Source organism: Nocardia sp. NPDC059240 (assembly GCF_042753865.1).
Lineage (GTDB): Bacteria > Actinomycetota > Actinomycetes > Mycobacteriales > Mycobacteriaceae > Nocardia.
Genome location: NZ_JBHZAC010000002.1, coordinates 308,847 through 329,505, shown reverse-complemented (window position 1 = coordinate 329,505; position 20,659 = coordinate 308,847). Strand labels below are relative to the sequence as shown.

Sequence of the window (20,659 nt, the reverse complement as noted above, 5' to 3'; positions counted from 1 at the left end):
TCGGACTGATCACGGTGTGCCGCTGAGTGATTCGGGCTCCCAGTCGGGAGTCCCGAACAGCGCCAGCGTGATCTGGTAAAGGTGCGGCAGCAGGGTGGGCAGCGCGTCGGGGCCCTGGATCTGCAGGCAGTCGCGGATGCGGTCGTCGATGGCCCCGATGAGCGATTCGAACGTCTCGTCGGGGACCGCGACGGGGATGTCCCCGACGCCCCGCCCGATCTGGAAGGCGGCCCGCATGCGCTGCGCCAGCAGGGTTTTCATATTTCTGCGCTGTTCGGCCACCACCGGACCGGCGACGAGGGCCTCGATGTGCAGGGCGCGGGCGCAGTAGCCGTTGGCCGTGAGGTGGTGCAGGTATTCGCGCAGGGTGGTGTGGATCAGCGCCCGCCAATCGGTGTGCGGGGTGTCGCGGATGCTGTCGTCGAGGTAGCCGAGGACGAGTTCGACCGCGGAGTCGAAGGCCCCGGCGAAGCAGTCGTCGCGGCCCTTGAACTGCTGGTAGAAGGTGCGCCGGGAGACATTGGCGCGTGCCACGATATCGGCGACCGTGGTGGCCCCGAAACCGCGCTCGGAGACGGCCTCGAGCACCCCGAAGTACATGCGCATGCGCTGGGAGTGGACGACATCGGCGGGATCGAGCCCGTGCATGCCGCGCGGCAACCGGCCGCGGCTGATCTCGGTGTCCAATCCCATGATCCGAGCATAGTGATGCGGCGGTCGGGGCCGGGCTGCTCCGGCCCCCGCCGGTGGCTTCGGGGTGCTACTTGCCGAAGCGGTTCTTGGCGGGCCGGTTGGAGGCGGCGCGGCGGGCGGCCTCCTTCTCCTTGACCCGCTCGGCTTCCTTGCGGACCTCGACCAGGTTGGCGCGTTCCTGGACGAGCCACGCGGGCGGGTCGGCGAGCAGGGCGGCGATCTCCTCGGCCGTGAGGGAGTCGGAGATGTCGTTGCGGGCCAGGCCGGAGTTGGAGATGCCGAGTTTGTGGGCCACCACATCACGCGGGAAGGGGCCGGTCTGCCGCAGTTCGATCAGCCACTGCGGCGGATTGGCGCGCAGCTCCTCGAGCTGGGCACGGGTGACGGGTGAGTTCCGGAACTCCTCGGGGGTTGCCGGGAGGTAGATGCCGAGCTTGTCGGCCGCGGTCAGCGGTTTCATGGTCTGGGGGTTCTTGTCCGGGCTCACCACTCCAGGGTATCGGGCGGGCGCGGCGAAGCTGCTGGCCGGTGCAATAACCTGGGCAGCATGAGCCGGTTGGAGTCCATCGATGTGACGAGTCTGCGCTGGTTCGTCGCGGTTGCCGAGGAATTGCATTTCGCCCGGGCGGCGCGTGGCCTCGGTATTTCGCGGCAGCGTTTGAGCGCGACGGTCATCGAGTTGGAGGAGGAGCTGGGCACGAAACTCTTTGTGCCGGGCGCACAACCGACCCAGTTGAGCGCGGACGGGGAGGAGTTGCTGGTCGAGGCCCGCGCGATCATCGCCGCGGCGGTGCCCGAACCGGTGGAGGAATCGGACACGGCCGAACGGCTGCGGGTCGGCTTCGTGCCGGGCGTCACCGTCACGAAGTGGGAGCGCATCTGGGCCGATCGGTTCCCGGATATCCGGCTGGAACTGACCCCGGTCCCGATGAAGGAGCAGGAGTCGGCCCTGCGGGAGGGGACGGTCGACATGTGTTTCGTGCGCCTGCCCATCGAGCGGGAGGGCCTGAGCGCCATTCCGCTCTACCAGGAGGTGCCCGTGGTGGTGGTGCCCAAGGATCATCCGATCGCCGTGTTCGAGCAGGTCGCCACCAAGGATCTGACCGAGGAGCGCATGCAGGACGCCTCGGACCTGGACGACGCGGCCATGACGATGGAGTTGGTGGCGGCGGTCAGCGGCGCGGCCATCGTCCCGCATTCCATCGCGCGCCTGCACAGTCGCAAGGATCTGGTCTACCGCCTGGTCACCGATGTGCCCTCGACCGAGATCGTGCTCGCCTGGCCGGTGGACGGGACGACCGAGCTGGTGGAGGAATTCGTGGGTGTGGTGCGTGGGCGTTCCGAGCGCAGTACCCGGTCTCCTTCGGGGCAGCAGGCGAAGAAGCCGCAGCAGGCGAAGAAGCCGAAACATCCGGTGGCCGCCAAGAAGCCCGCGGCCAAGTCGCGCCAGGGTGGTGCGAAGAATCCGGGTAAGCGGCGCGGTCGCTAGCCGCTCGAATCTCGTTGGGCCCGTCTCTCTTCGGAGGGACGGGCCCTTACTCATTCCTGAGGCTCAGGGGAACTTCGGAAAAGTTCAGGGTCGTATCAGGGTTGCGCTATACGTATACGTCTACTTATAGTGGCTGAGCACGGATAGTACGGTCCGGCGCACCCTGAGAAGCAATGCGGCACAGCGGATATCGACCCACAGCGTCGTGTTGTTCAACCATGCCTATATGCGCATTCGCTGATGATTTGGAGCACCCCGTGGACTTCGACAAGGACACCCAGGACAACGCCACCACCGAGCTGGTCATCGACACCCTCCCCGAGGGCATGCAGGAGATCGCCGTCCGGGTCGGCCCCGGCGGCGGCCGCACCCAGCGCTTCGTGGGCCGGCTGCTGTCGCAGGCGCATCGGGTCACCAAGGACGGCAGCGAGACCATCCGCGTCTACCAGTCCCGCAAGGGCAAGCTGGTCGTCCACAGCCACATCATCGACTGGAACGACTTCGCCACCGCCACGAAACACGCTGCTCAGGAGAAGCGTGAGGAGTTCCTGCTCGCCAAGGGCAATTCCGACTCCTCGGACTACTCGCCGATCATGAACTGGGCCAAGGGATTTAAGAACTGGCGCGAGATGCTCGGTCTGGACGACGATGGCTATGGCGATTTCACCCTCGACATCGTGGATTCGCTGGGGGAGTTGCGCGATCGGGTCCCGGCGAAGGTCTATCGGATCGTCGCGGATGTGGTGGAGAACCCGTCCACGCAGGTCCTCGATATCTGACAACTGGATATTCGCTGAATAGCGCGGCCGAACCCTGAAAGGACTTCTCCCGCATGTTCTCCCGATTGGGGCGCTTCGTCGTCCGATTTCCGTGGCTGGTCATCGCCGCCTGGCTGATCGCCATTGTCGCGGTCGTTCTCACCGCGCCGAAGCTGACCGCCACCACCGACCAATCCGACTTCCTGCCTTCGCATTACGAGTCTATCCAGGCGGCGAAGCTGCAGCAGAAGGCCTTTCCGAACAGCGACACCCCGGCCGCGCTCATCGTGTTCGAACGCTCCGACGGCGCCCCGATGACCGATGCCGACACGGCGACCGTGCAAGCTGCCGCCGCCAAGCTGTCGGAGAAGGCGGGTCTCGCCGGGCAGGCTCCAGCCGACCAGAAGGGCCCGGACATCAAGGATGTCACCGCGATCGCGGCGGTGCCCCCGGCGGAGAATCGGGCCATCGAAGTGGTCGCGGTGCAGATGACCAAGCTCACCGGTGCCGATGACAACCGTCAGACCGACGCGGTGAAGTCCATCCGGGACGCGCTGAAGGATCAGGTCAAGGACACCGGCTTGAAAGCAGGTGTGACCGGTACGGCCGCGCAGTATCTGGACCAAAAGGATTCCGGCAAAACCGCGCTCGCGATCATCTTCGGCGCGACCATCGTCCTGATCATCGTCCTGTTGCTGATCATCTTCCGCAGCCCGGTGGTCGCGCTGTTGCCGATCGTGGTCATCTTCGCGATCTCGATGCTCGTCAATGGGCTGATTTCCTTTGTCGCCAAGGCTTTCGACCTGAACGTCGATACCCAGACCCAGGCCATGCTGGTGATCGTGCTCTTCGGTGTCGGCACCGATTACATCCTGTTCCTGATGTTCCGTTTCCGGGAGCGGTTGCGCGCCGGTGACGATGTCAAGACAGCCGTGGTCAACTCGGTGACGCGGGTCGGTGAGGCCATCACTTCGGCGGCGGCCGCGGTGATCATCGCCTTCGGTGCGCTCACCCTGTCCACCCTGGGCATGTTCCGCTCCATGGGTGTCGCGTTGGCCTTGGCGGTGGCGGTGGCACTGCTGGCCGGGCTCACGCTGATCCCCGCGATCGTTTCCCTGTTGGGCACCAAGGTGTTCTGGCCCTCGAAGGCCTGGCAGACCGAGCCGGAGGCCGCGCGTTTCGCGGCGATCGGCCGGGCGCTGGGTAAGCGGCCGGCGGTGTTCGCGGCGGCCTCCGGTGCGGTGCTGATCATGCTGGGCGTCTTCGCCTTCGGCTTCCATCCGACCTTCGACCTGAGTTCGGGGTCGACATCGGATGCGTCCGAATCCGTGGTCTACGGCAAGGAATTGCTCAAGAGCATGCCCGCGGGCAGCACGCAGCCCTCACAGGTATACCTGCAGAGTCAGCACGGCGCGCTGGGCGCGGATGAGTTGAAGACCTTCGGGGACGCGCTGAGCAAGGTGCCCGGCGTCGGCGAGGTGGGACCGAAACCGGCGTTGTCGGCGGACAAGATGGTGGCGGAATACCAAGTGACACTTGCCGACAAGCCGGAATCCGACGCGGCCCTGCGGACGGTGAAGGGTCCGCTGCGCGATGCCGCGCACACTGCGGCCCCGGTCGGTACTTCGGCTCTGGTTGGTGGCATGACCTCGGTGTTCGTCGACTTCCAGCACGCCATGAACCATGACTACACGGTGGTGTTCCCGGTGGCCGGGATTCTCATCATGATCGTGCTCGCTCTGCTGCTGCGCAGTGTGGTCGCGCCCTGGTATCTGATGGCCTCGGTATTCCTCGGTTTCGCGGCGACGCTCGGCTCGGCGGTGCTGGTTTTCCAGGACGCGCAAGGGGATTCGGGGCTGGTCTTCACGCTTCCGTTGATCATGTACCTGTTCGTGGTCGCGCTCGGCACCGACTACAACATCCTCATGGTGGCCCGGTTGCGGGAGGAGGCCCGGGAGGGTCACGATCCGCATCGCGCCGCGGCCCTGGCGTTGCGTCACGCGGGTCCGACGGTGGCGGCGGCCGGTGTCATCCTCGCGGGTACGTTCGCTTCGATGATGTTGGCGGGTAATACGGTGATGGCCTCGATGGGCTTCGCCATCTCGGTCGGTATCGCCATCGCAGCCTTTGTCATGGCGATGTTCTTCACCCCCGCGGTGACGGCCCTGATCGGCAAGCGCGCGTGGTGGCCGGGGCATGGTGGTGACGCTCTGGATCAGTCGACGGACTGGGACGAGGACTGGACCCCCACTGATGCGGTGAGCGACGCCGCTCGCCGGTAGCTCGTCGCGGTGTTCAGCAGGGCCGGGCTCGTCGCTCTCGGAGCGGCGGGCCCGGTCTTTGCGCTGGTCAGGCCACGTTGTCGGATATCTGACAGAAACACGTTTCAGTATTTTCCCAAAAGTGCCACGCGCGGAACTGGACAGCCGATACAGTTCGCCCGACCGCAGCCGCAGCTGTGGTTGTGCAGCAAGGAGTTTCGAATGACCGTGTGTGTGGACACGCGTATCGCCAGGCGGGCCGGTGTCGGCGCGACCGCCCTGGCCGCGATGGCCTGTTCCGTGGCGATGACCGCGACCACCGCGTCGGCCGTACCCACCGGCCTGACGGTGAACGCGGCCAATATCTACATGGGCTGCGTCTACCAGATCACCGCCACCTACGACAGCTGGTTCCAGGCCTGGTTCTACGACAACGGCGCCATCATCAGCGGCAGCCCGATCAGCCCGGCCAACGGCAAGGCGAGCATCCAGTGGACGCCGCATACCGCGGGCACCCACACCCTCTCGACCCTGCAGGGCTCGGCGTGGGAATTGAAAGTGAACGTCCTCGAACCCACTCTCACCGGCAGCGCCACCTGTGGCGCGGGACCGCTGGGCTTCCTGGGTTCGTAGCGAAAAGACTCGGTTCAGGTGTGGCCCGACCACTCTGAACCGTCCCGGGCCGGCTGATCACAATCCTCTGTTCCCAGGTCAGCCGGCCCACCCCTTTGTTCGGGGCATCGTGTTCCGGGTCAGTGCACGGTTACGTGCCAGACCACGGCCGCGGCCAGTGCGCCCGCTCCGTTGACCGCCCAGTGCAGTGCGATCGGCGCGAGCAGGCTGCCGCTGCGCCGCCGCAGCCAGGTGAACACCACGCCCGCGCCCGCGGTGGCGATCACCGCGAGCCCGATGCCGATCACCTGCCCGGCGGGGCCGCCGCCGAGGAATCCGGTCAGCCCCTTGTTGCCGCTGGTCAGGCCGAGCGACGAGGCGATGTGCCAGAGCCCGAAAAGCATTGAACCGGCCGCGAATACGCCGCGCGCGCCGACCACCCGATCCAGCGTGCCGTGCAGCACGCCGCGGAAGGCGAGCTCCTCGGGGATCGCGGTCTGTAGCGGAATGACGATCATGGACGCGATGAGCGCGCCGGAGACGGCGGCATAGCGGCTGTTGAGGAAGAACGGCCGGGTGATGGGCAGTGCCGCCCCGATCACCACCGCGAGAAGCACCACCCCGACCGCGGCCAGCGCCCAGAGTGAACCTTGCCGCCACTGTCGTGGCGAGAGTCCCAGTTCCGCCCAGCCCAATCCGCGGCGGCGGACCAGGGCCACCAGTATCACCGCGGCGATCGGCACCGAGACGATGCTGGCCCACTGGTTGGTGAAGTGGGCGATGAGGTTCGTTCCGATCAGAACGATGACGACGACGGCCACATCGATGTAGGCGTGCAGCTTGTGGCCGGGCGGGGTGGGCTGGGTGTCGAGCACCTGGACCTCATCCAGCGCCATAACCGAGCCGTTATCGTTTCGAGACATTGCGGCCAGTGTACGAGCGAATTCTTGGAAATCGCTTCGAATGTGGTTAATCCCGCTGCCAACCCGCATAGTCGTCCCACGCTCGCAGGGTCCGCGCGGTTCGAAATCGACGGGGTTCGCGGGTGATCGGATCGGTGAATTCCAGCGTCGAGGCCAGCAGTTGCAGCGGCCGGGTGTAGTCGTCGACCGGCTTGTCGGTGAGTTCCGGATAGAAGTCGTCGCCCAGGATCGGAATCCCGAGGCTGTTCATGTGCAGCCTGAGCTGATGCGTGCGCCCGGTGCGCGGCCGCAGCCGGTAGCGGCCCAGTCCGTCGCGATGCTCGAGCAGTTCGACGAGGGTCTCGGCATTGGGTTCGCCCTCGGCCTCGTAGGCCTGCAGCACCTGCTTTTCCTTGACGATCCGGCTGATGATCGTGCGCGGAAGTTCCAGGGCCGGGTCGTATCCCGCGATGGCCTCGTATTCCTTGAACACCAGCCGCTTGTGGAACATGGTCTGATACGCCCCGCGCCGAGCCGGATTCACGATGAACATCACCAGCCCGGCGGTGACCCGGTCGAGGCGATGCGCCGGAACCAGATCGGGCAGGTCGAGTTCGCGGCGCAGTTTCACCAGGGCGGTCTGCAGGATGTGCTGCCCGCGCGGGATGGTCGAGAGGAAGTGCGGCTTGTCCACCACGAGAATGTCGTCGTCGCGGTGCACGATGCCGATCGGGAAGGGGACTTCGGTCTCGGTGGGCAGGTCGCGGTGGAACCACACCGCGCCGCCGGGCGCGTAGGGCGTGTCGAGGGCGATCGGTCCGGTCAGATCGACGATGCCGCCCTCGCGCAACAGCTCGTCGATCCGTTCCGGGCGAACCCGCGGCAATCGTTCGACGAGGTGGTCGCGGATGGTCGCCCAGTCGCCTTCTTCGGGCAGTCGCAACCGGGCCGGATCCAATCCGTGCCGCTTGGGTAGCGGGGGTTGCTGACGGCGTCTCACACGCCAAACCCTAGTCCCAGGGATTGTGCCGACCTGGGGGTACGGTTGCCCCACGCCTGGAATGTCCGGGTCCAAAACGAATGAGCGGGGGTCTCGTGTATCCGAATGACCAACAGCCACAAGGGCTGCCGGGTCAGCCCGGTCAGCCGGGTCAGTGGGATTACGGTCAGCCGGGATATCAGCCGGGGTACGCGCCGCCGCCCGGATACGCACCGCCGCCGGGATATCCGATGGTCCCGCCGCCGCAGGGCACCAATGGTCTGGCCATCGCGTCGTTCGTGCTGGGCCTGCTGGGCTTCTGTTTTCTGAGCCTGCCGTTCGGATTCATCGCGCTGAGCCAGATCAAGCAGCGCAACCAGGGTGGTCGTGGGCTGGCCATCGCGGGCCTGATCATCTCCGGACTGTATGCGCTGCTGGCGGTGGCGATCTTCGGGCTCGCGGCGATCGGTGCCTCGCACGACTCGGCGTCGCAGGGCGATTCGACGCGCTCGGTCATCCCGGACGGCCCGACGTCGGTCTCCATCTCGGAGTTGAAGACCGGCGACTGTGTGCAGTCGATCGAGGAGAAGGACCACATTCGCAAGGTGACCCTGGTGCCGTGCACCTCCGCGCACGATGCCGAGGTGATCACGCCGGTGACGCTGCCCGGTGCCTGGCCCGGTTCGGCGGATGCCGCGTTCGCGAAGGCCAATGACTCCTGCGGGGATCAGGTCGACAAGCTGGTCGGCAACAGCCCGATGTACGACAAGTTGGAGACCTTCATCCTGTACCCGAACACCGAGTCGCAGTGGAATCTGTCCAATGGCCGCGCGACCTGCATGGTGCACAACGCCAATGGTTCGAAGCTGACGGGGAAGGTGCCGCGCTGACGTCGGTATGGTCGTTCTGGCAAAGTTAGCCTAACCTATCTTCTCGCCGGTGTTCGTGGGAGCGCCGGCGGAAACGAAGGTGGGAGGCGGACTGATGACGGTCGAGTCACCGCCCGCGGTCGAGGCGCAGACCCTCGACCCGGGCCCGGGCGCAGCCGACGGGGGAGTGCCGGACGCGAAGGCCGAGGCCAAGGCCCGGCGACGGCGAGAGGCGCAGGCGCGCAAGGAGATTCTGGCCCCGGTCAGCGGCCCGCTGACCATTGCCGGGCTGATCGTCGCGGTCGCTGCGGTGTGCTCGGTGCTGCCGTTCCTGCTGATCGTGTCCGCCTGCCGGGAACTGCTCGCGGCCACTCCTGACACCGACCGCGTCTGGCGGCTGCTGCTGTTCGCCGTGCTCGTGCTGGTGGCGCGGGCCGTCCTGCATGCGGCGGCCCTGACCTGGTCGCACGCCGTGGACGCCCGCTACCAGCTGAGCCTGCGACGGCTGCTGGCCGACAAGCTGACCCGGGTGCCGCTGGGCTGGTTCGGCGAGCGCAGTTCCTCGGAGGTGAAGAAGTACCTGCAGGACGATGTGGAGGCGCTGCACTACCTGGTGGCCCATGCCCGGCTGGACTTCATCGGCTCGGTGACGGTTCCGCTGGTGACACTGATCTACCTGGCCACCGTCGACTGGCGGTTGACCCTGGTGCTGTTGCTGCCGCTGGTGATCTACGCGCTGTGCATGCGCGCCATGCTCGACGAGCCCGGCCGCCAGCGACTTTCGGCCTACAACGCGGCCGAGCAGCGCACCCGTGCGGCGACCGTCGAGTTCGTGGACGGCATCCAGGTGGTGCGGGCCTTCGGCCGGGCGGGCAAGGCGCACAGCGAGTTCCGGGACGCCGTGGACGCGCAGACCGAGCGGCTGCGGCAGTTGAAGATGCCGGTCATGACCGTGCAGTCGCTGTCGGACACGGTGGTCGCGCCGGTGTTCGTCATGCTGCTGGTCGTCGTGGCCGGGCTGGCCGGTGTCGGCCTGGACTGGCTCGAGCCGTTGGATCTGCTGCCGTTCCTGTTGGTCGGGCTCGGGCTGGGCAGTTCGCTGCTGGGACTGGGTTACGGCGCGCAGGCGCTGCGCACGGCCGGTGACGCGGCGCTGCGGCTGCACGAGTTGCAGGCGACACCCGAATTGGCGTCCGGCTCGGGCGGATTCGCCTCGAACGACGCGGCGGCCGGCCTGATCCGTTTCGAGAACGTGCGTTTCGGCTACCGCGACGATCACGAGGTGCTGCGCGGCATCGACCTCGAGCTCGCGCCCGGCACCATGACCGCCCTGGTGGGCCCCAGTGGCTCCGGCAAATCGACGCTGGCCAAGCTGCTACCCCGCTTCTATGACGTGACCGCCGGACGGATCACCCTGGGCGGCCGCGATATTCGCGATATTCCCAGCGAGCAGCTGTATCGCACGGTCGGCTTCGTCTTCCAGGACGTCCGCCTGATCCGCGGCACCGTCGCCGACAATCTGCGCCTGGCGAGCCCCGACGCCGATGCCGCCGCCCTCGAGCGGGCGGCCCGCGCCGCCCGCATCCACGACCGCATCCTGGCCCTGCCGCGCGGCTACGACTCCGAGATCGGCGTCGACGCCATTCTCTCCGGCGGTGAGGCGCAGCGCCTTTCGATCGCCCGCACCCTGCTGGCCGACACCCCGATCCTGGTCCTGGACGAGGCCACCGCCTTCGCCGACCCCGAGTCCGAGGCCGCGGTCCAGGACGCGCTGGCCGAACTGGTCTCCGGCCGCACCGTTCTGGTGATCGCCCACCGTCTGCACACCATCACTGGGGTGGACCGAATCCTGGTGCTGGACAACGGGACCCTGGTCGAACAGGGCACTCATACCACCCTGCACACGGCGGGTGGCCTCTATCAGCGGCTGTGGGAAATCAATGCCGCGGCCCTGGAGTCCATCGCGGCCGAGGAGGAGAACCGATGATCCGCAAGGTGCTGGGTCTGATCCCCGCCGAATATGCCCATCTGACACCGCGATTGCTGCTGGCCATCGTGGCGCAGGCGTTGTCGCAGGCCGCGGCCTACGTGCTGCTGGTACCGGTCCTGCAGGCGCTGTTCGCCGACGATCTGACCCGGGCCTGGTGGTGGTCGTTGTGGCTGGGGCTGGCGGTGCTGGCCGTGGTGGTGTTCGGGTATCTGCAGTCGTTGTTGGGATTGCGGATCGGGGTCGGGATGCAGCACGGGTTGCAGACCGAGCTCGGCGATCGGCTGAATGCGTTGCCGCTGGGCTGGTTCGACGGGCGGCACGCGGGTGAGCTGTCGCGGGTCGTGGTGGAGAACGTGCGCGAGGTGCAGGGGCTGATCGCGTATCTGCTGGCGAAAATGCTGACGGGCGTGCTGGTTCCGCTCGGGGTGGCCGTCGGCATGCTGTTCGTGGATTGGCGGATCTCGCTGGCCATGCTGGTCGCGGCGCCGCTGCTGTTCGGGGTGAACCTGTGGGCGAACCGGTCCTACACCGGTGCCGACGAGCGCATGCACGAGGCCGCGACCGAGGCCAATGCCCGGGTGCTGGAATTCGCTCAGGCGCAACCGGTGCTGCGTTCGCTGGGTGCGGTGGGCGCGGGCAATCGGGCCCTCGACGCGGCCCTGGCCCGGCAGCGCAAGGCCGCCTCGGGCATGCTCGTCGCCGCCGTCCCCGGCCTGATCGTGTTCGCGCTGGTGGTGCAGGCCATCTTCCTGGTGCTGGTGTACCTGGTGGTGGGCCGGGCCACCGATGGCGCGATCTCGGCCGCCGCGGCCATCGCGCTCATTGCCGTGAGTTCCCGCTTCATCGAGCCGCTGACCCAGGCCGCGCAACTGGGCGGTGCGCTGCGCGCCGCCGCGGCCGCCGCCGATCGCGTCACCGCGCTACTGGCGGAACCGGCGCTGCCGCAACCTGATGCGCCGGTCACCGTCGGCGCGCCGCAGGTCGAGTTCGAGGGCGTCAGCTTCGGTTACGACTCCGGCAAGCAGGTGCTGTCGGACGTCTCCTTCACCGCCGCACCCGGAACGACGACCGCGATCGTCGGTCCCAGCGGTTCGGGCAAGTCCACGCTGCTGCGCCTGGTCGCCCGTTTCCACGACACTGCGGCCGGCCGGGTCATGGTCGGCGGCAACGATGTTCGCGAGCAGCCGACCGAAACCCTGTTGAATCAGCTGGCGCTGGTCTTCCAGAACGTCTACCTCTTCGATCGTTCGGTGCTGGAGAACATTCGGGCCGGTCGCCCGGACGCGACCGATCAGGAGGTGCTGCGCGCGGGCGCGGTGGCGCGGGTCGACGAGATCGCCCAGCGCCTGCCGGACGGCTGGCAGACGACGGTCGGTGAGGGCGGCTCGGCGCTGTCCGGCGGTGAGCGCCAGCGGGTTTCGATCGCGCGAGCGCTGGTGAAGGATGCGCCGATCGTGCTGCTGGACGAGGCGACGAGCGCGCTGGATCCGCAGAACGAGGCGGTCGTGGTGCGCGGTGTGCACGAACTCACCAGGGGCAGAACGGTGCTGGTGGTGGCGCATCGGCTCGCGACCATCGCGCACGCCGATCAGATCCTGTTCATGGACGGCGGGCGCATCGTCGAGCGTGGCACGCACGCGGAACTGCTCGCGCTGGATGGGCGCTACGCCGCGTTCTGGAATGAGCGGACCCGCGCCGCGGGCTGGCGTCTGGCTGCCGCCACCGCTTGATCCGAGCATGCGAAATACCGGGCACCGCAATGCGATGCCCGGTATTTGCTGATCCGGAAGTCTTTACAGGCTGCAGGGCAGCATGGCGATGCTGGCGACCGTGCACTCGCCGTCGCGGGTGAGCTTCCAGGTGCCGTCGATGTCGCGCCAGGTGAGGGTGAAGTTCCACGGATCGAAGCCGTCGATGGAGGTCTGCAGGCCCGCGGTCAGGGTGTCACCGGAGACGTTCACCGGGCCCTGCACCGACCATTTGAAGCTCGGCGGGGCGGCCGCGATGACGCTGCCGACCTGATCGATGAGCGCCATTCCGGCCTCGCCGGCCTCCAGCTCATTGGCGCGCGCGGCGCGCGAAGCACCGGTGTTCAGCACCAGCGCGAGCTTCGACTGTAGTTCTCCCACACCGGGATTGGTGGCCTTGACCGGCACGATCACCGGTGCCGCGGCGGCGGGGACGACGGTGGCGGCGGTGCCGCCCAGGATGGCGGCCACGGCGAGGGTGGCGGCCGCGGTGCGGCGCATGGACTTGATCATTCGGGATTCCCATCGTTTTCGGTCAGGTGTCCGGTCCAAGGGGTTGCGCTGGACCCGGTACCTGACCAATATAAGGTAAGCCTATGCAAACATAGGACCCCACGGTTTGGAAGTGTGACGCCCGATCCCGTTCCCCGATCGGTCATTTCGACGCGACCACCACTGGGGTAGCCGCACAGTGGCTGCCATCACATGTCAGGAGCATCAGTGGACACCCTTCTCGTGGTCGGAGCCGGTCCCAAGGCCATGGCTGTGGCCGCCAAGGCGCACGTGCTGCGCGAACTCGGTCTGCCCGCGCCGCGCGTGGTGGTGGTGGAATCGCATGCGGTGGGCGGCAACTGGCTGCCCAGTGGCGGCTGGACCGACGGCCGCCACCGCCTGGGCACCAGCCCGGAGAAGGATGTCGGGTTCCCGTATCACTCCAGCTGGGCGCGCGGCCGCAATCGCGCCATCGACGAGGCCATGCGCGCCTTCAGCTGGACGGCCTACCTGGTCGAGCACGGCACCTACGCGGAGTGGATCGACCGCGGCCGTCCCAGCCCGCAGCACACCATGTGGGCCGACTACCTGCAGTGGGTCGCCCGCCGCAGCGGTGTGGAGGTCGTGCTGGGTTCGGTCACAAGGATTTCCGCGGCCGCCGACGGCTGGCTGGTCACGGTGACCGATGCCGACGGCGCGCAGAGCACCCTGGACGCGGATCGTCTGATGATCACCGGTCCGGGCAACAGCCGCCGCGCGCTCGCCACTCACCCACGAGTGCTGAGCATCTCCGAATTCTGGAATCTGGCCGCCAAGCGCAGCCTCCCGATGTCCTCGCGCGCCGCGGTGATCGGTGGTGGTGAGACGGCGGGTTCGGCCATGGACGAGCTGGTGCGCCACGATGTGCTGACCGTGTCGGTGATCTCACCGAAGGCCACCATCTACACGCGCGGTGAAAGCTATTTCGAGAACTCGCTCTACAGCGATCCGATCAAGTGGCCCGCGCTGAGTGTGGACGAACGCCGCGATGTCATCCGCCGCACCGATCGTGGCGTGTTCTCGGTGCGGGTGCAGGAGAACCTGCTCGCCGACAGTCGCGTTCATCATCTGCAGGGCCGGGTGGTCCGGGTGGCCGCGCAGGACGAGGCGGTCGCGCTGACGCTGCGCAATGCGGCCCGGGTCGATCAGCTGCACACCTTCGATCTGGTCGTCGATGCCACCGGCGGTGAATCCCTGTGGTTCCTGGAACTTTTCGACACCGATGCCGCGGACCTGCTGGAACTCGCGGTCGGCGGCCCGGTCGATCAGGCCCGCCTGGAGGCGGCGATCGGCTACGACCTGGCGGTCTCGGGTCTGGAGGCCAAGCTCTACCTGCCGAATCTGGCGGCGCTGGCGCAGGGCCCCGGGTTCCCCAATCTGAGCTGCCTGGGCGCACTTTCGGACCGGGTGCTGGCGTCGGCCCCGGAGCGGGTGCGGCCGGCGGGGGTGGGTGTGGCCCACAGTTCTGTTGGCAAGTAGGTTAGGCTTAGCTTACTTCCAGTAATGATGAGGTTTCTGAAGATGAGGTTCCGTTAGATGCGCATCGTCTCGTTCGGCTTCCAGACCTGGGGGCGGAAAACCCTGCAGGCCCTGATCGATTCGCGGCACGAGGTGGTGCTGTCGGTGACGCATCCGGCCGCCGAATCCACCTACAAGGCGATGTGGTCGGATTCGGTCGAGGAACTGGCTCGCGCACACGGGATTCCGGTCCACCTCACCGAACGCGCCGACGCCGAGACCATCGATCTGGTCAAGCAGGCCGAGCCGGACGTCATCGTGGTGAACAGCTGGTACACCTGGATGCCCGAGGAGCTCTACAACCTGCCCCCGCACGGCACCCTCAACCTGCACGATTCGCTGCTGCCGCGCTTCACCGGCTTCTCGCCGGTGCTGTGGGCGCTGATCAGCGGGGAGGCCGAGACCGGCCTGACCGTGCACCGCATGGACGAGAACCTCGACACCGGCGACATCCTGGTGCAGAAGCGGCTGCCCATCGGTCCGGACGTCACCGGCACCGAATTGGTGCTGGCCGGAATGGAACTCATCCCGGACGCCGTGAACGAAGCCCTGGACGCCGTCGAGAGCGGCACCGCCGAGTGGCGTCCGCAGGACCCCTCGCAGCGCACCTATTTCCACAAGCGCGCCGACCGCGACAGCCGCATCGACTGGTCGTGGCCCGCGGTGGATCTCGAACGTTTCGTGCGCGCCCTGTCCGCGCCGTATCCGCCCGCCTTCACCTACTACCGCGGCGCGCGCGTCGAGGTGCTGGCCGCGCGAATCGCCGAATTCCGTTGTGGCGGAACGCCGGGTCGGGTGGTCGTGCTCGACGGTGGCGCGGCCGTGGTCTGCGGGCCCGACGCCTTCCGGGGCGGCAATCAGGCACTGGTCATCACCCGGGTGCGCACGGCCGACGGCCACGAGCACGACGCGGCCGAATTCTTCGCTCGCGGTGGCTATCTGACCGATTCGGCGGAGTAGGAGTTTCCCCTCATGGCAGCACAGCTCGGCTGGGTCCGGCAGTTCCACAAGCCCGCGGCGGCGGGTCTTCCGCCGCTGTTGATCTGCCCGCACGCGGGTGCGGGCGCGTCCAGCTACCGGACGTTCTCGAAGATCTTCAGCCGGTACTTCGACGTCGTCGTCTTCCAGTATCCGGGCCGTCAGGACCGGGCCCGCGAGGCGGCACTGACCTCGTTGACGGAGATCGGCGCGGGCGCGTACGCGGATTATGTTGCCTCCGAGCATGATCGCGGCCTGCCGCTGACCGTGTTCGGACACAGCATGGGCGCGATGGTGGCCTTCGAGCTGGTGCGGGCCGCCGAGGCGGCGGGCCGTGAGGTGCGGCTGCTGGCCCCGTCGGCGGCGGTGTCGCCGGGTAAGGCGGCCGAGCTGCCGCCGCATCCCAGCGACGACGACGAGATCCTCGACCATCTCGGCCGCTTGGACGGCACCGGCGCGGACGTGCTGGGCAGTCGCGAGGTGATGCGGATGGCGTTGCCCGTGGTGAAGGCCGACTACCGCGCCTTCGATGCCTACGAGTGCGCCCCGGATATCCAGGTGCAGGCCAAGATTCAGGTGCTCGGCGGTGTCGAGGACCCGTTCGTGACGCCGCGCGATCTTTACGGCTGGGCCAGCCACAGTGCGCGCGAGATCGACGTGACGGTCTTCGACGGCGGGCACTTCTATCTCAACGAGCACACCGACGGGATCGCCGAACTGCTGGCGCCGTCGCTGAACACGGTCGGATGAGCGGCATGACGGAACCGGATCCCATCGTCATCGCGGGCATGGCAATCGAAGCGCCGGGCGGCGTGGAGACGCTGCCCGGCTACTGGGCGGCCCTGTCACAGGGGCGTGAGCTGCTCGGCGCGTTTCCCCGTGACCGCGAGTGGCCGCTGGATCAGCTGCTGGCGCTGGATCGCGTGGAGGGCTGGAGCCGGGTCGCCGATTCCGGCGGATTCCTGGACGGCGCAACCGAATTCGATCCGCTGTTCTTCGGCATCACGCCACGTGAGGCGGTGTCGATGGATCCGCAGCAGCGGGTCGGCATGCGGGTCGCGTGGCGGGCGCTGGAGAACGCCGGCCTCGAGCCCGGCTCGCTGGACGGGGCCGAGGTGGGCTGCTTCATGGGCGCGTCCATCAACGAGTACGGGCCGATCGCGGCCGCGGTCACCGACTACAGCGGCTACCGGGTGACCGGGACGGCGCTGGGCGCGGTGGCGGGGCGCATCTCGCACGGGCTCGGTCTGGTCGGGCCGTCCATGAGCGTGGACACCGCGTGCGCGTCCTCGCTGACCGCGCTGCACCTGGCCGCCAATGCGATTCGCAATGACGAGTGCGAATGGGCGCTGGCCGGGGGCGTGTGCGTGATGGGTTCGCCCGCCGCGTTCTACGAGTTCTCCAAGAACAACGCGCTCGCCGCCGACGGGCGTCTGCGGGCCTACGCCGCCGACGCCACCGGCACGGTGTGGGGCGAGGGTGCGGGTGTCGTAGTGCTGGAACGGGAGTCGCGGGCTCGCGCGCTCGGGCACCACATTCACGCGCGAGTGTTGGGCACCCGGGTGAATCACAATGGCAAGGGCGCGCCACTGGCGGTGCCGAGCGCGAAAGCACAGCAGCGGCTCATCGAGAAGACCCTGGCCGCGGCCGGTGTCGGCGCTGACGCCATCGGTCTGATCGAGGGACACGGCACCGGCACGCCGGTCGGCGATCCACTCGAATTGACTGCTCTCGCAAATGCTTACGGCTCGCTGGATCGTGCATCCGGCCCGCTGCTGGGCTCGGTGAAGTCCAATGTCGGTCACGCGCAAGCGGCCTCGGGCATGCTCGGCCTGATCAAGGTGCTGCTGTGCGGGCAGTACGGGCAGATCGCGCCGACCCTGTTCGCCGACAACCCCACCGACAAGGTCGACTGGGCGGCCACCAGTCTGCGCCTGGCCACCGAACTCACCCCGTGGGAGCCCGTCGACGGCCTCCGCTACGGGGCTGTCTCCTCGTTCGGCGTCGCGGGCACCAATGCGCACGCCGTCCTCGCCATGCCCGTTCTGGAGGATCTGCATGTCTGAGTACCGGCTCCCGGACGGCACCGTCCCGGTTCTGCTGTCCTCCGAGACCCCCGACGGCCTGCGCGCCGAGGCGGCACAGCTGGCCGGCTACCTGGCCGACCGGCCGGAGGTGACACCGGAAAGGGTGGCGGACATGCTGTTTCGCACCAGGTCCGCGCGTCGTCGCCGAGCGCTGGCCATGGTGTCGGACCGTACGGAACTGCTCACCGCGCTGGCCGCCGTCGCCACCGACGAGGAACATCCCGCCGTGGTGTCGGGCATCGGTGCGGCCACCGCGCGTCGCATCGGGTTCGTGTTCCCCGGTCAGGGTTCACAGCGGCCCGGCATGGGCGCGCTGTACTACGGGCTCTCGGCCGCCTACCGCGCCGAGGTGGACGCCTGCGCCGCACTGCATCTCGACCATTACGGGCACGCCCAGCCGCTGCACTACCTGCTCGGCGAAGACGGCCGTTTCGAGAACACGGTGTGGGAAGTGCAGCCCGCCTTGATGTTCCACATGGCCGGACTGGCCGCCATGTGGCGGGCGGCCGGTGTGGAGCCCGCCGCGGCCATCGGACACAGCCAGGGCGAGCTGGCCGCCGGGTGGGTGGCGCGGGTGATGACCCGCCGCGACGCCGTCATGGCGGTCACCCAGCGTGCCCGGCTGGTGGAACGCATTTCCCCGCGCGGCTATTCGATGGCCGTGCTCGGCATGGACCGCGAGGAGGTGGAGGCGCTGCTGGCCCGCCACTCCGGCTGGGCCGAGCTGTCGGTGGTGAATTCGCCGCACATCCTGGCCATTTCGGGTGACCGCGAGACCATCGTGGACCTGGTCGCCGTCGCGCAGGGGCAGGGTAAGTTCGCCCGGGAGATCCAGGTCGCCTACCCGGCGCACACCTCGATCGTGGCCGAACTCCGGTCGGCGTTCGAAGAGTTCCTCGGCGCGGAGATGAGCGCACCGACCTTCACCGCCGGCGACATCCCCTGCTACGGCGCGACTCTGGGCACCGAGATCACCCCGGACCTCGAGCACGAGCAGTACTGGTACTGGAATCTGCGCAATCGTGTCCGCTTCGACCGCGCCATCGTGGCCGCCGCCGTGGACGGCATCGACACCTTCGTCGAGGTCGCCGAACACCCCACCCTGCAACTGGCAGTCCAGGAGAACCTCGGTCTCGTCCCCCAGGACCCGGCCCTCCCACTCCGCGACTTCCGAGTCCTCGGCACCTCCCTGCGCACCGCCGACACCCTGCGCGACTTCACCCGCAACCTGGCCACCGTCGCCGTCTCCGACCTCACCTACAACTGGCAGGCCCTGCGCACCACCGACACGGTGACCCTCCCGCTGCGCGACTTCCCGAACACCGTCATGAACCCGCAGCGCCTGTGGGCCGCGATCGAATCGCCCGTGGGCCAACCGGTCCCGGAGTCCACGCACCGCCTTCCCCATCGTCTGGCGGAGACCTGGACCCGCCTCGACAAGCGCTCCCTCGTGCCCCCGCGCGACATCCTGGTCGTCGACCACACCGGCGCGAATCCGGAACTGGCCGCCGCCATCTGCACGGCCGCCCACAACCACGGCGGTTCGGCGCGGGTGTTGACCACCTCGGACCGCGCGAACGTCGCTGCGCCGCTGGCCGCGATCGTGCGGGACGCCGGGGCGATCGGTGCCGACGAGTCGCCGACGGCAATCGAGCGGTCGGCCTCAACCGCCGGGACGGATATCGGTGCTGCCGGATCGAAATCGACGTCGGGGGTCGAAGCCGACGCGCCCGGTGGCTACGACACCGTGGTGATTCTGCTGCCCGAGTTGGGCGAGCTCGAAGCGTCGGCCGCCGTCGAGGAGGCCGCCGCGTTCTTCTCCGAGCCGTCGTGGCTGCCGGAGTTGGCCGGGGTCACCAACTGCTGGCTGGTCACCGTCGGTGGCGAGCAGATCGTCGCCGCCGATCCCGCGCCGCATCAGTTCCACGGTGCCGTGACCGCCGGGTATCGGTGCCTGGGCATGGAGTCGCTGGGCATTGCGTTCCGGCGGGTGGATCTCGCAGCGGGACAGGTGGACGCGAGTCAGGCTGCCGCGCTGGTCCGGGCGGTGCACGTCAAGAACGAGCCGGAGCTCGCGCTGCGTGACGGCGCGGTCTATGCCAAGCGGCTGGAAATCGATGCCGCGCAGCCGGGTCCGGTGCGCGACGCGGACCTGTCGCATGTGGTGATCGTCGGCGGCACCGGCACGCTGGGCGTGGAGTTCTGCGCGCATTACACCCGTCGGGGGGCGCGTCGGATCACCCTGCTCAGCCGGTCCGGGGAGACCGATGCGGTGACCCGCCGCCTGCGCCCGATCCGGGCGTCGGGTGATACCGAGATCGTCGTCGAGTCCTGTGACGTGACCGACGGGGCTTCGGTTCTGGAACTGGCTGCGCACCAGCAGATTCCGGCATCCGTGATCGTGCACGCGGGCGTCAACTACGTGCGCGCCGAGCTGGCCGATGTCACCCCGGAGAAGTTCCGCGAGATGGCCGGCTCCAAGATCTACGGCACCGAGCACATGCTGCGATCCTGGCCCCGAACTTCCGACTGCCGGATCATCCTGTGTTCTTCTGCCGCAGCCACTTTCGGCGGGCGTGGCCAGATTCTCTACGCCACCGTGAACCGCATGCTCGACGTGCTGGCCCACCGCCTGCGCGCCCAGGGCGTCGACGCGGTCGCCATGCAGTGGGGTCTCTGGGATCTCGAAGGTCCGCTGCACGCGGTCGGCACCGGTCCGGTCCAGGCTGCCGGTGTCACTCCGATGCGGGCGGAGGATGCGCTGCGGATCGGATTCGCCGAGCACGCCGACCATTCCGGCGCGGGCAACCGCCTGGTTGCGGCTGCCGATTGGAATGACGTCCGGGCGCTCATGGCCGCGATCGGCCAGGGTCCGCTGCTGGACGACGTGGTCGCCACCGTGGCCGTGGAAGCGGCTGCGTCGGTCGTGGATTCGGCGGTGCCCGGTCCTGCCGAGGCGGAGCTGAGCCCGCAGGTTCCCACCGCGGCTCCGGCTACCGCCGCCGTCGCCTCCGGCAATCTGGCCGATCAGGTGCGGCGGCAGCTGGGGAAGGTGATGGGGGCGGGCACCGAGGCGTTCGACACTTCCGTCCCGCTGGTGGCGCTGGGCCTGGATTCCTTGCAGGCCTTGGATTTCCGCAAGCGGGTGCAGGCCGAGTTGAACCGGGAGTTGCCGGTGGCGGCCATTCTGGGCGGCGCGTCACTCGACGATGTCGTCCGGCTGATGGCCGGTTCGCAGGCGTAG

The 20,659-nt window shown here is 68.0% G+C and carries 17 protein-coding genes; 12 read left to right on the top strand and 5 right to left on the bottom strand.

What is annotated here, in order from left to right; genetic code table 11:
• Nucleotides 1-9: 9 nt before the first annotated feature.
• Both ACFXHA_RS07330 and ACFXHA_RS07325 read right to left on the bottom strand, forming a co-directional pair.
• The gene (locus ACFXHA_RS07330) at nucleotides 10-693 is read right to left on the bottom strand and encodes a TetR/AcrR family transcriptional regulator (RefSeq protein WP_379353978.1); all 684 of its coding nucleotides are present in this window, start codon (nucleotides 691-693) and stop codon (nucleotides 10-12) included.
• 67 nt (nucleotides 694-760) lie between these two features.
• Nucleotides 761-1,180 carry a DUF5997 family protein gene (locus ACFXHA_RS07325; protein WP_379353976.1) on the bottom strand — a complete coding sequence of 140 codons (420 nt, stop codon included), beginning with the start codon at nucleotides 1,178-1,180 and terminating at the stop codon, nucleotides 761-763.
• Between the two features lie 60 nt (nucleotides 1,181-1,240).
• Here ACFXHA_RS07325 and ACFXHA_RS07320 point away from each other — a divergent pair, with 60 nt between their 5' ends.
• The 4 genes from ACFXHA_RS07320 to ACFXHA_RS07305 all read left to right on the top strand — a co-directional run bounded on the left by ACFXHA_RS07320 (nucleotide 1,241) and on the right by ACFXHA_RS07305 (nucleotide 5,834).
• Nucleotides 1,241-2,182, top strand: a complete 942-nt coding sequence (locus tag ACFXHA_RS07320; protein WP_379353974.1) for a LysR family transcriptional regulator — start codon at nucleotides 1,241-1,243, stop codon at nucleotides 2,180-2,182.
• Nucleotides 2,183-2,439: 257 nt separating this feature from the next.
• The gene (locus ACFXHA_RS07315; protein ID WP_379353972.1) at nucleotides 2,440-2,961 is read left to right on the top strand and encodes an EXLDI protein; all 522 of its coding nucleotides are present in this window, start codon (nucleotides 2,440-2,442) and stop codon (nucleotides 2,959-2,961) included.
• Between the two features lie 53 nt (nucleotides 2,962-3,014).
• The gene (locus tag ACFXHA_RS07310) at nucleotides 3,015-5,222 is read left to right on the top strand and encodes an MMPL family transporter (RefSeq protein ID WP_379353970.1); all 2,208 of its coding nucleotides are present in this window, start codon (nucleotides 3,015-3,017) and stop codon (nucleotides 5,220-5,222) included.
• Between the two features lie 201 nt (nucleotides 5,223-5,423).
• Nucleotides 5,424-5,834 (top strand): hypothetical protein, encoded by a 411-nt coding sequence (locus ACFXHA_RS07305; protein WP_379353968.1) that lies wholly within the window; start codon nucleotides 5,424-5,426, stop codon nucleotides 5,832-5,834.
• 119 nt (nucleotides 5,835-5,953) lie between these two features.
• Here ACFXHA_RS07305 and ACFXHA_RS07300 read toward each other — a convergent pair whose 3' ends face one another.
• Nucleotides 5,954-6,709 (bottom strand): CPBP family intramembrane glutamic endopeptidase, encoded by a 756-nt coding sequence (locus tag ACFXHA_RS07300; protein ID WP_379354983.1) that lies wholly within the window; start codon nucleotides 6,707-6,709, stop codon nucleotides 5,954-5,956.
• A 73-nt stretch (nucleotides 6,710-6,782) separates the two neighbouring features.
• Entirely contained in the window at nucleotides 6,783-7,715 is a 933-nt protein-coding gene (locus ACFXHA_RS07295; RefSeq protein ID WP_379353966.1) for an RluA family pseudouridine synthase, read from the bottom strand.
• A gap of 95 nt (nucleotides 7,716-7,810) precedes the next feature.
• Here ACFXHA_RS07295 and ACFXHA_RS07290 point away from each other — a divergent pair, with 95 nt between their 5' ends.
• From ACFXHA_RS07290 to ACFXHA_RS07280, 3 genes are all read left to right on the top strand, one after another.
• Complete coding sequence (locus ACFXHA_RS07290) at nucleotides 7,811-8,584, top strand: DUF4190 domain-containing protein (RefSeq protein ID WP_379353964.1); 774 nt, start codon at nucleotides 7,811-7,813, stop codon at nucleotides 8,582-8,584.
• Between the two features lie 94 nt (nucleotides 8,585-8,678).
• Nucleotides 8,679-10,550 carry an ABC transporter ATP-binding protein gene (locus ACFXHA_RS07285; RefSeq protein ID WP_379353962.1) on the top strand — a complete coding sequence of 624 codons (1,872 nt, stop codon included), beginning with the start codon at nucleotides 8,679-8,681 and terminating at the stop codon, nucleotides 10,548-10,550.
• Complete coding sequence (locus ACFXHA_RS07280; RefSeq protein WP_379353960.1) at nucleotides 10,547-12,283, top strand: ABC transporter ATP-binding protein; 1,737 nt, start codon at nucleotides 10,547-10,549, stop codon at nucleotides 12,281-12,283. The genes ACFXHA_RS07285 and ACFXHA_RS07280 overlap by 4 nt, the downstream gene beginning before the upstream one ends.
• Nucleotides 12,284-12,346: 63 nt before the next feature.
• Here the strand turns inward: ACFXHA_RS07280 and ACFXHA_RS07275 are convergent, their stop codons facing one another.
• Complete coding sequence (locus tag ACFXHA_RS07275; RefSeq protein ID WP_379353958.1) at nucleotides 12,347-12,814, bottom strand: hypothetical protein; 468 nt, start codon at nucleotides 12,812-12,814, stop codon at nucleotides 12,347-12,349.
• A 192-nt stretch (nucleotides 12,815-13,006) separates the two neighbouring features.
• Between ACFXHA_RS07275 and ACFXHA_RS07270 the strand changes: the two genes are divergently transcribed.
• Genes ACFXHA_RS07270 through ACFXHA_RS07250 form a run of 5 tightly spaced genes read left to right on the top strand, consistent with a single transcriptional unit; the run spans nucleotide 13,007 to nucleotide 20,659 of the window.
• Entirely contained in the window at nucleotides 13,007-14,311 is a 1,305-nt protein-coding gene (locus tag ACFXHA_RS07270; protein ID WP_379353956.1) for a SidA/IucD/PvdA family monooxygenase, read from the top strand.
• A 57-nt stretch (nucleotides 14,312-14,368) separates the two neighbouring features.
• Entirely contained in the window at nucleotides 14,369-15,310 is a 942-nt protein-coding gene (locus tag ACFXHA_RS07265; RefSeq protein WP_379353954.1) for a methionyl-tRNA formyltransferase, read from the top strand.
• A 12-nt stretch (nucleotides 15,311-15,322) separates the two neighbouring features.
• Nucleotides 15,323-16,078: a thioesterase II family protein gene (locus ACFXHA_RS07260; RefSeq protein ID WP_379353952.1), complete on the top strand. Its 756-nt coding sequence runs from the start codon at nucleotides 15,323-15,325 to the stop codon at nucleotides 16,076-16,078.
• On the top strand, nucleotides 16,075-17,394 hold the full coding sequence (locus tag ACFXHA_RS07255; protein ID WP_379353950.1) for a polyketide synthase: 1,320 nt from the start codon (nucleotides 16,075-16,077) through the stop codon (nucleotides 17,392-17,394). Before ACFXHA_RS07260 ends, ACFXHA_RS07255 begins: the two co-directional genes overlap by 4 nt.
• Nucleotides 17,387-20,659, top strand: a complete 3,273-nt coding sequence (locus ACFXHA_RS07250; RefSeq protein WP_379353948.1) for an SDR family NAD(P)-dependent oxidoreductase — start codon at nucleotides 17,387-17,389, stop codon at nucleotides 20,657-20,659. The genes ACFXHA_RS07255 and ACFXHA_RS07250 overlap by 8 nt, the downstream gene beginning before the upstream one ends.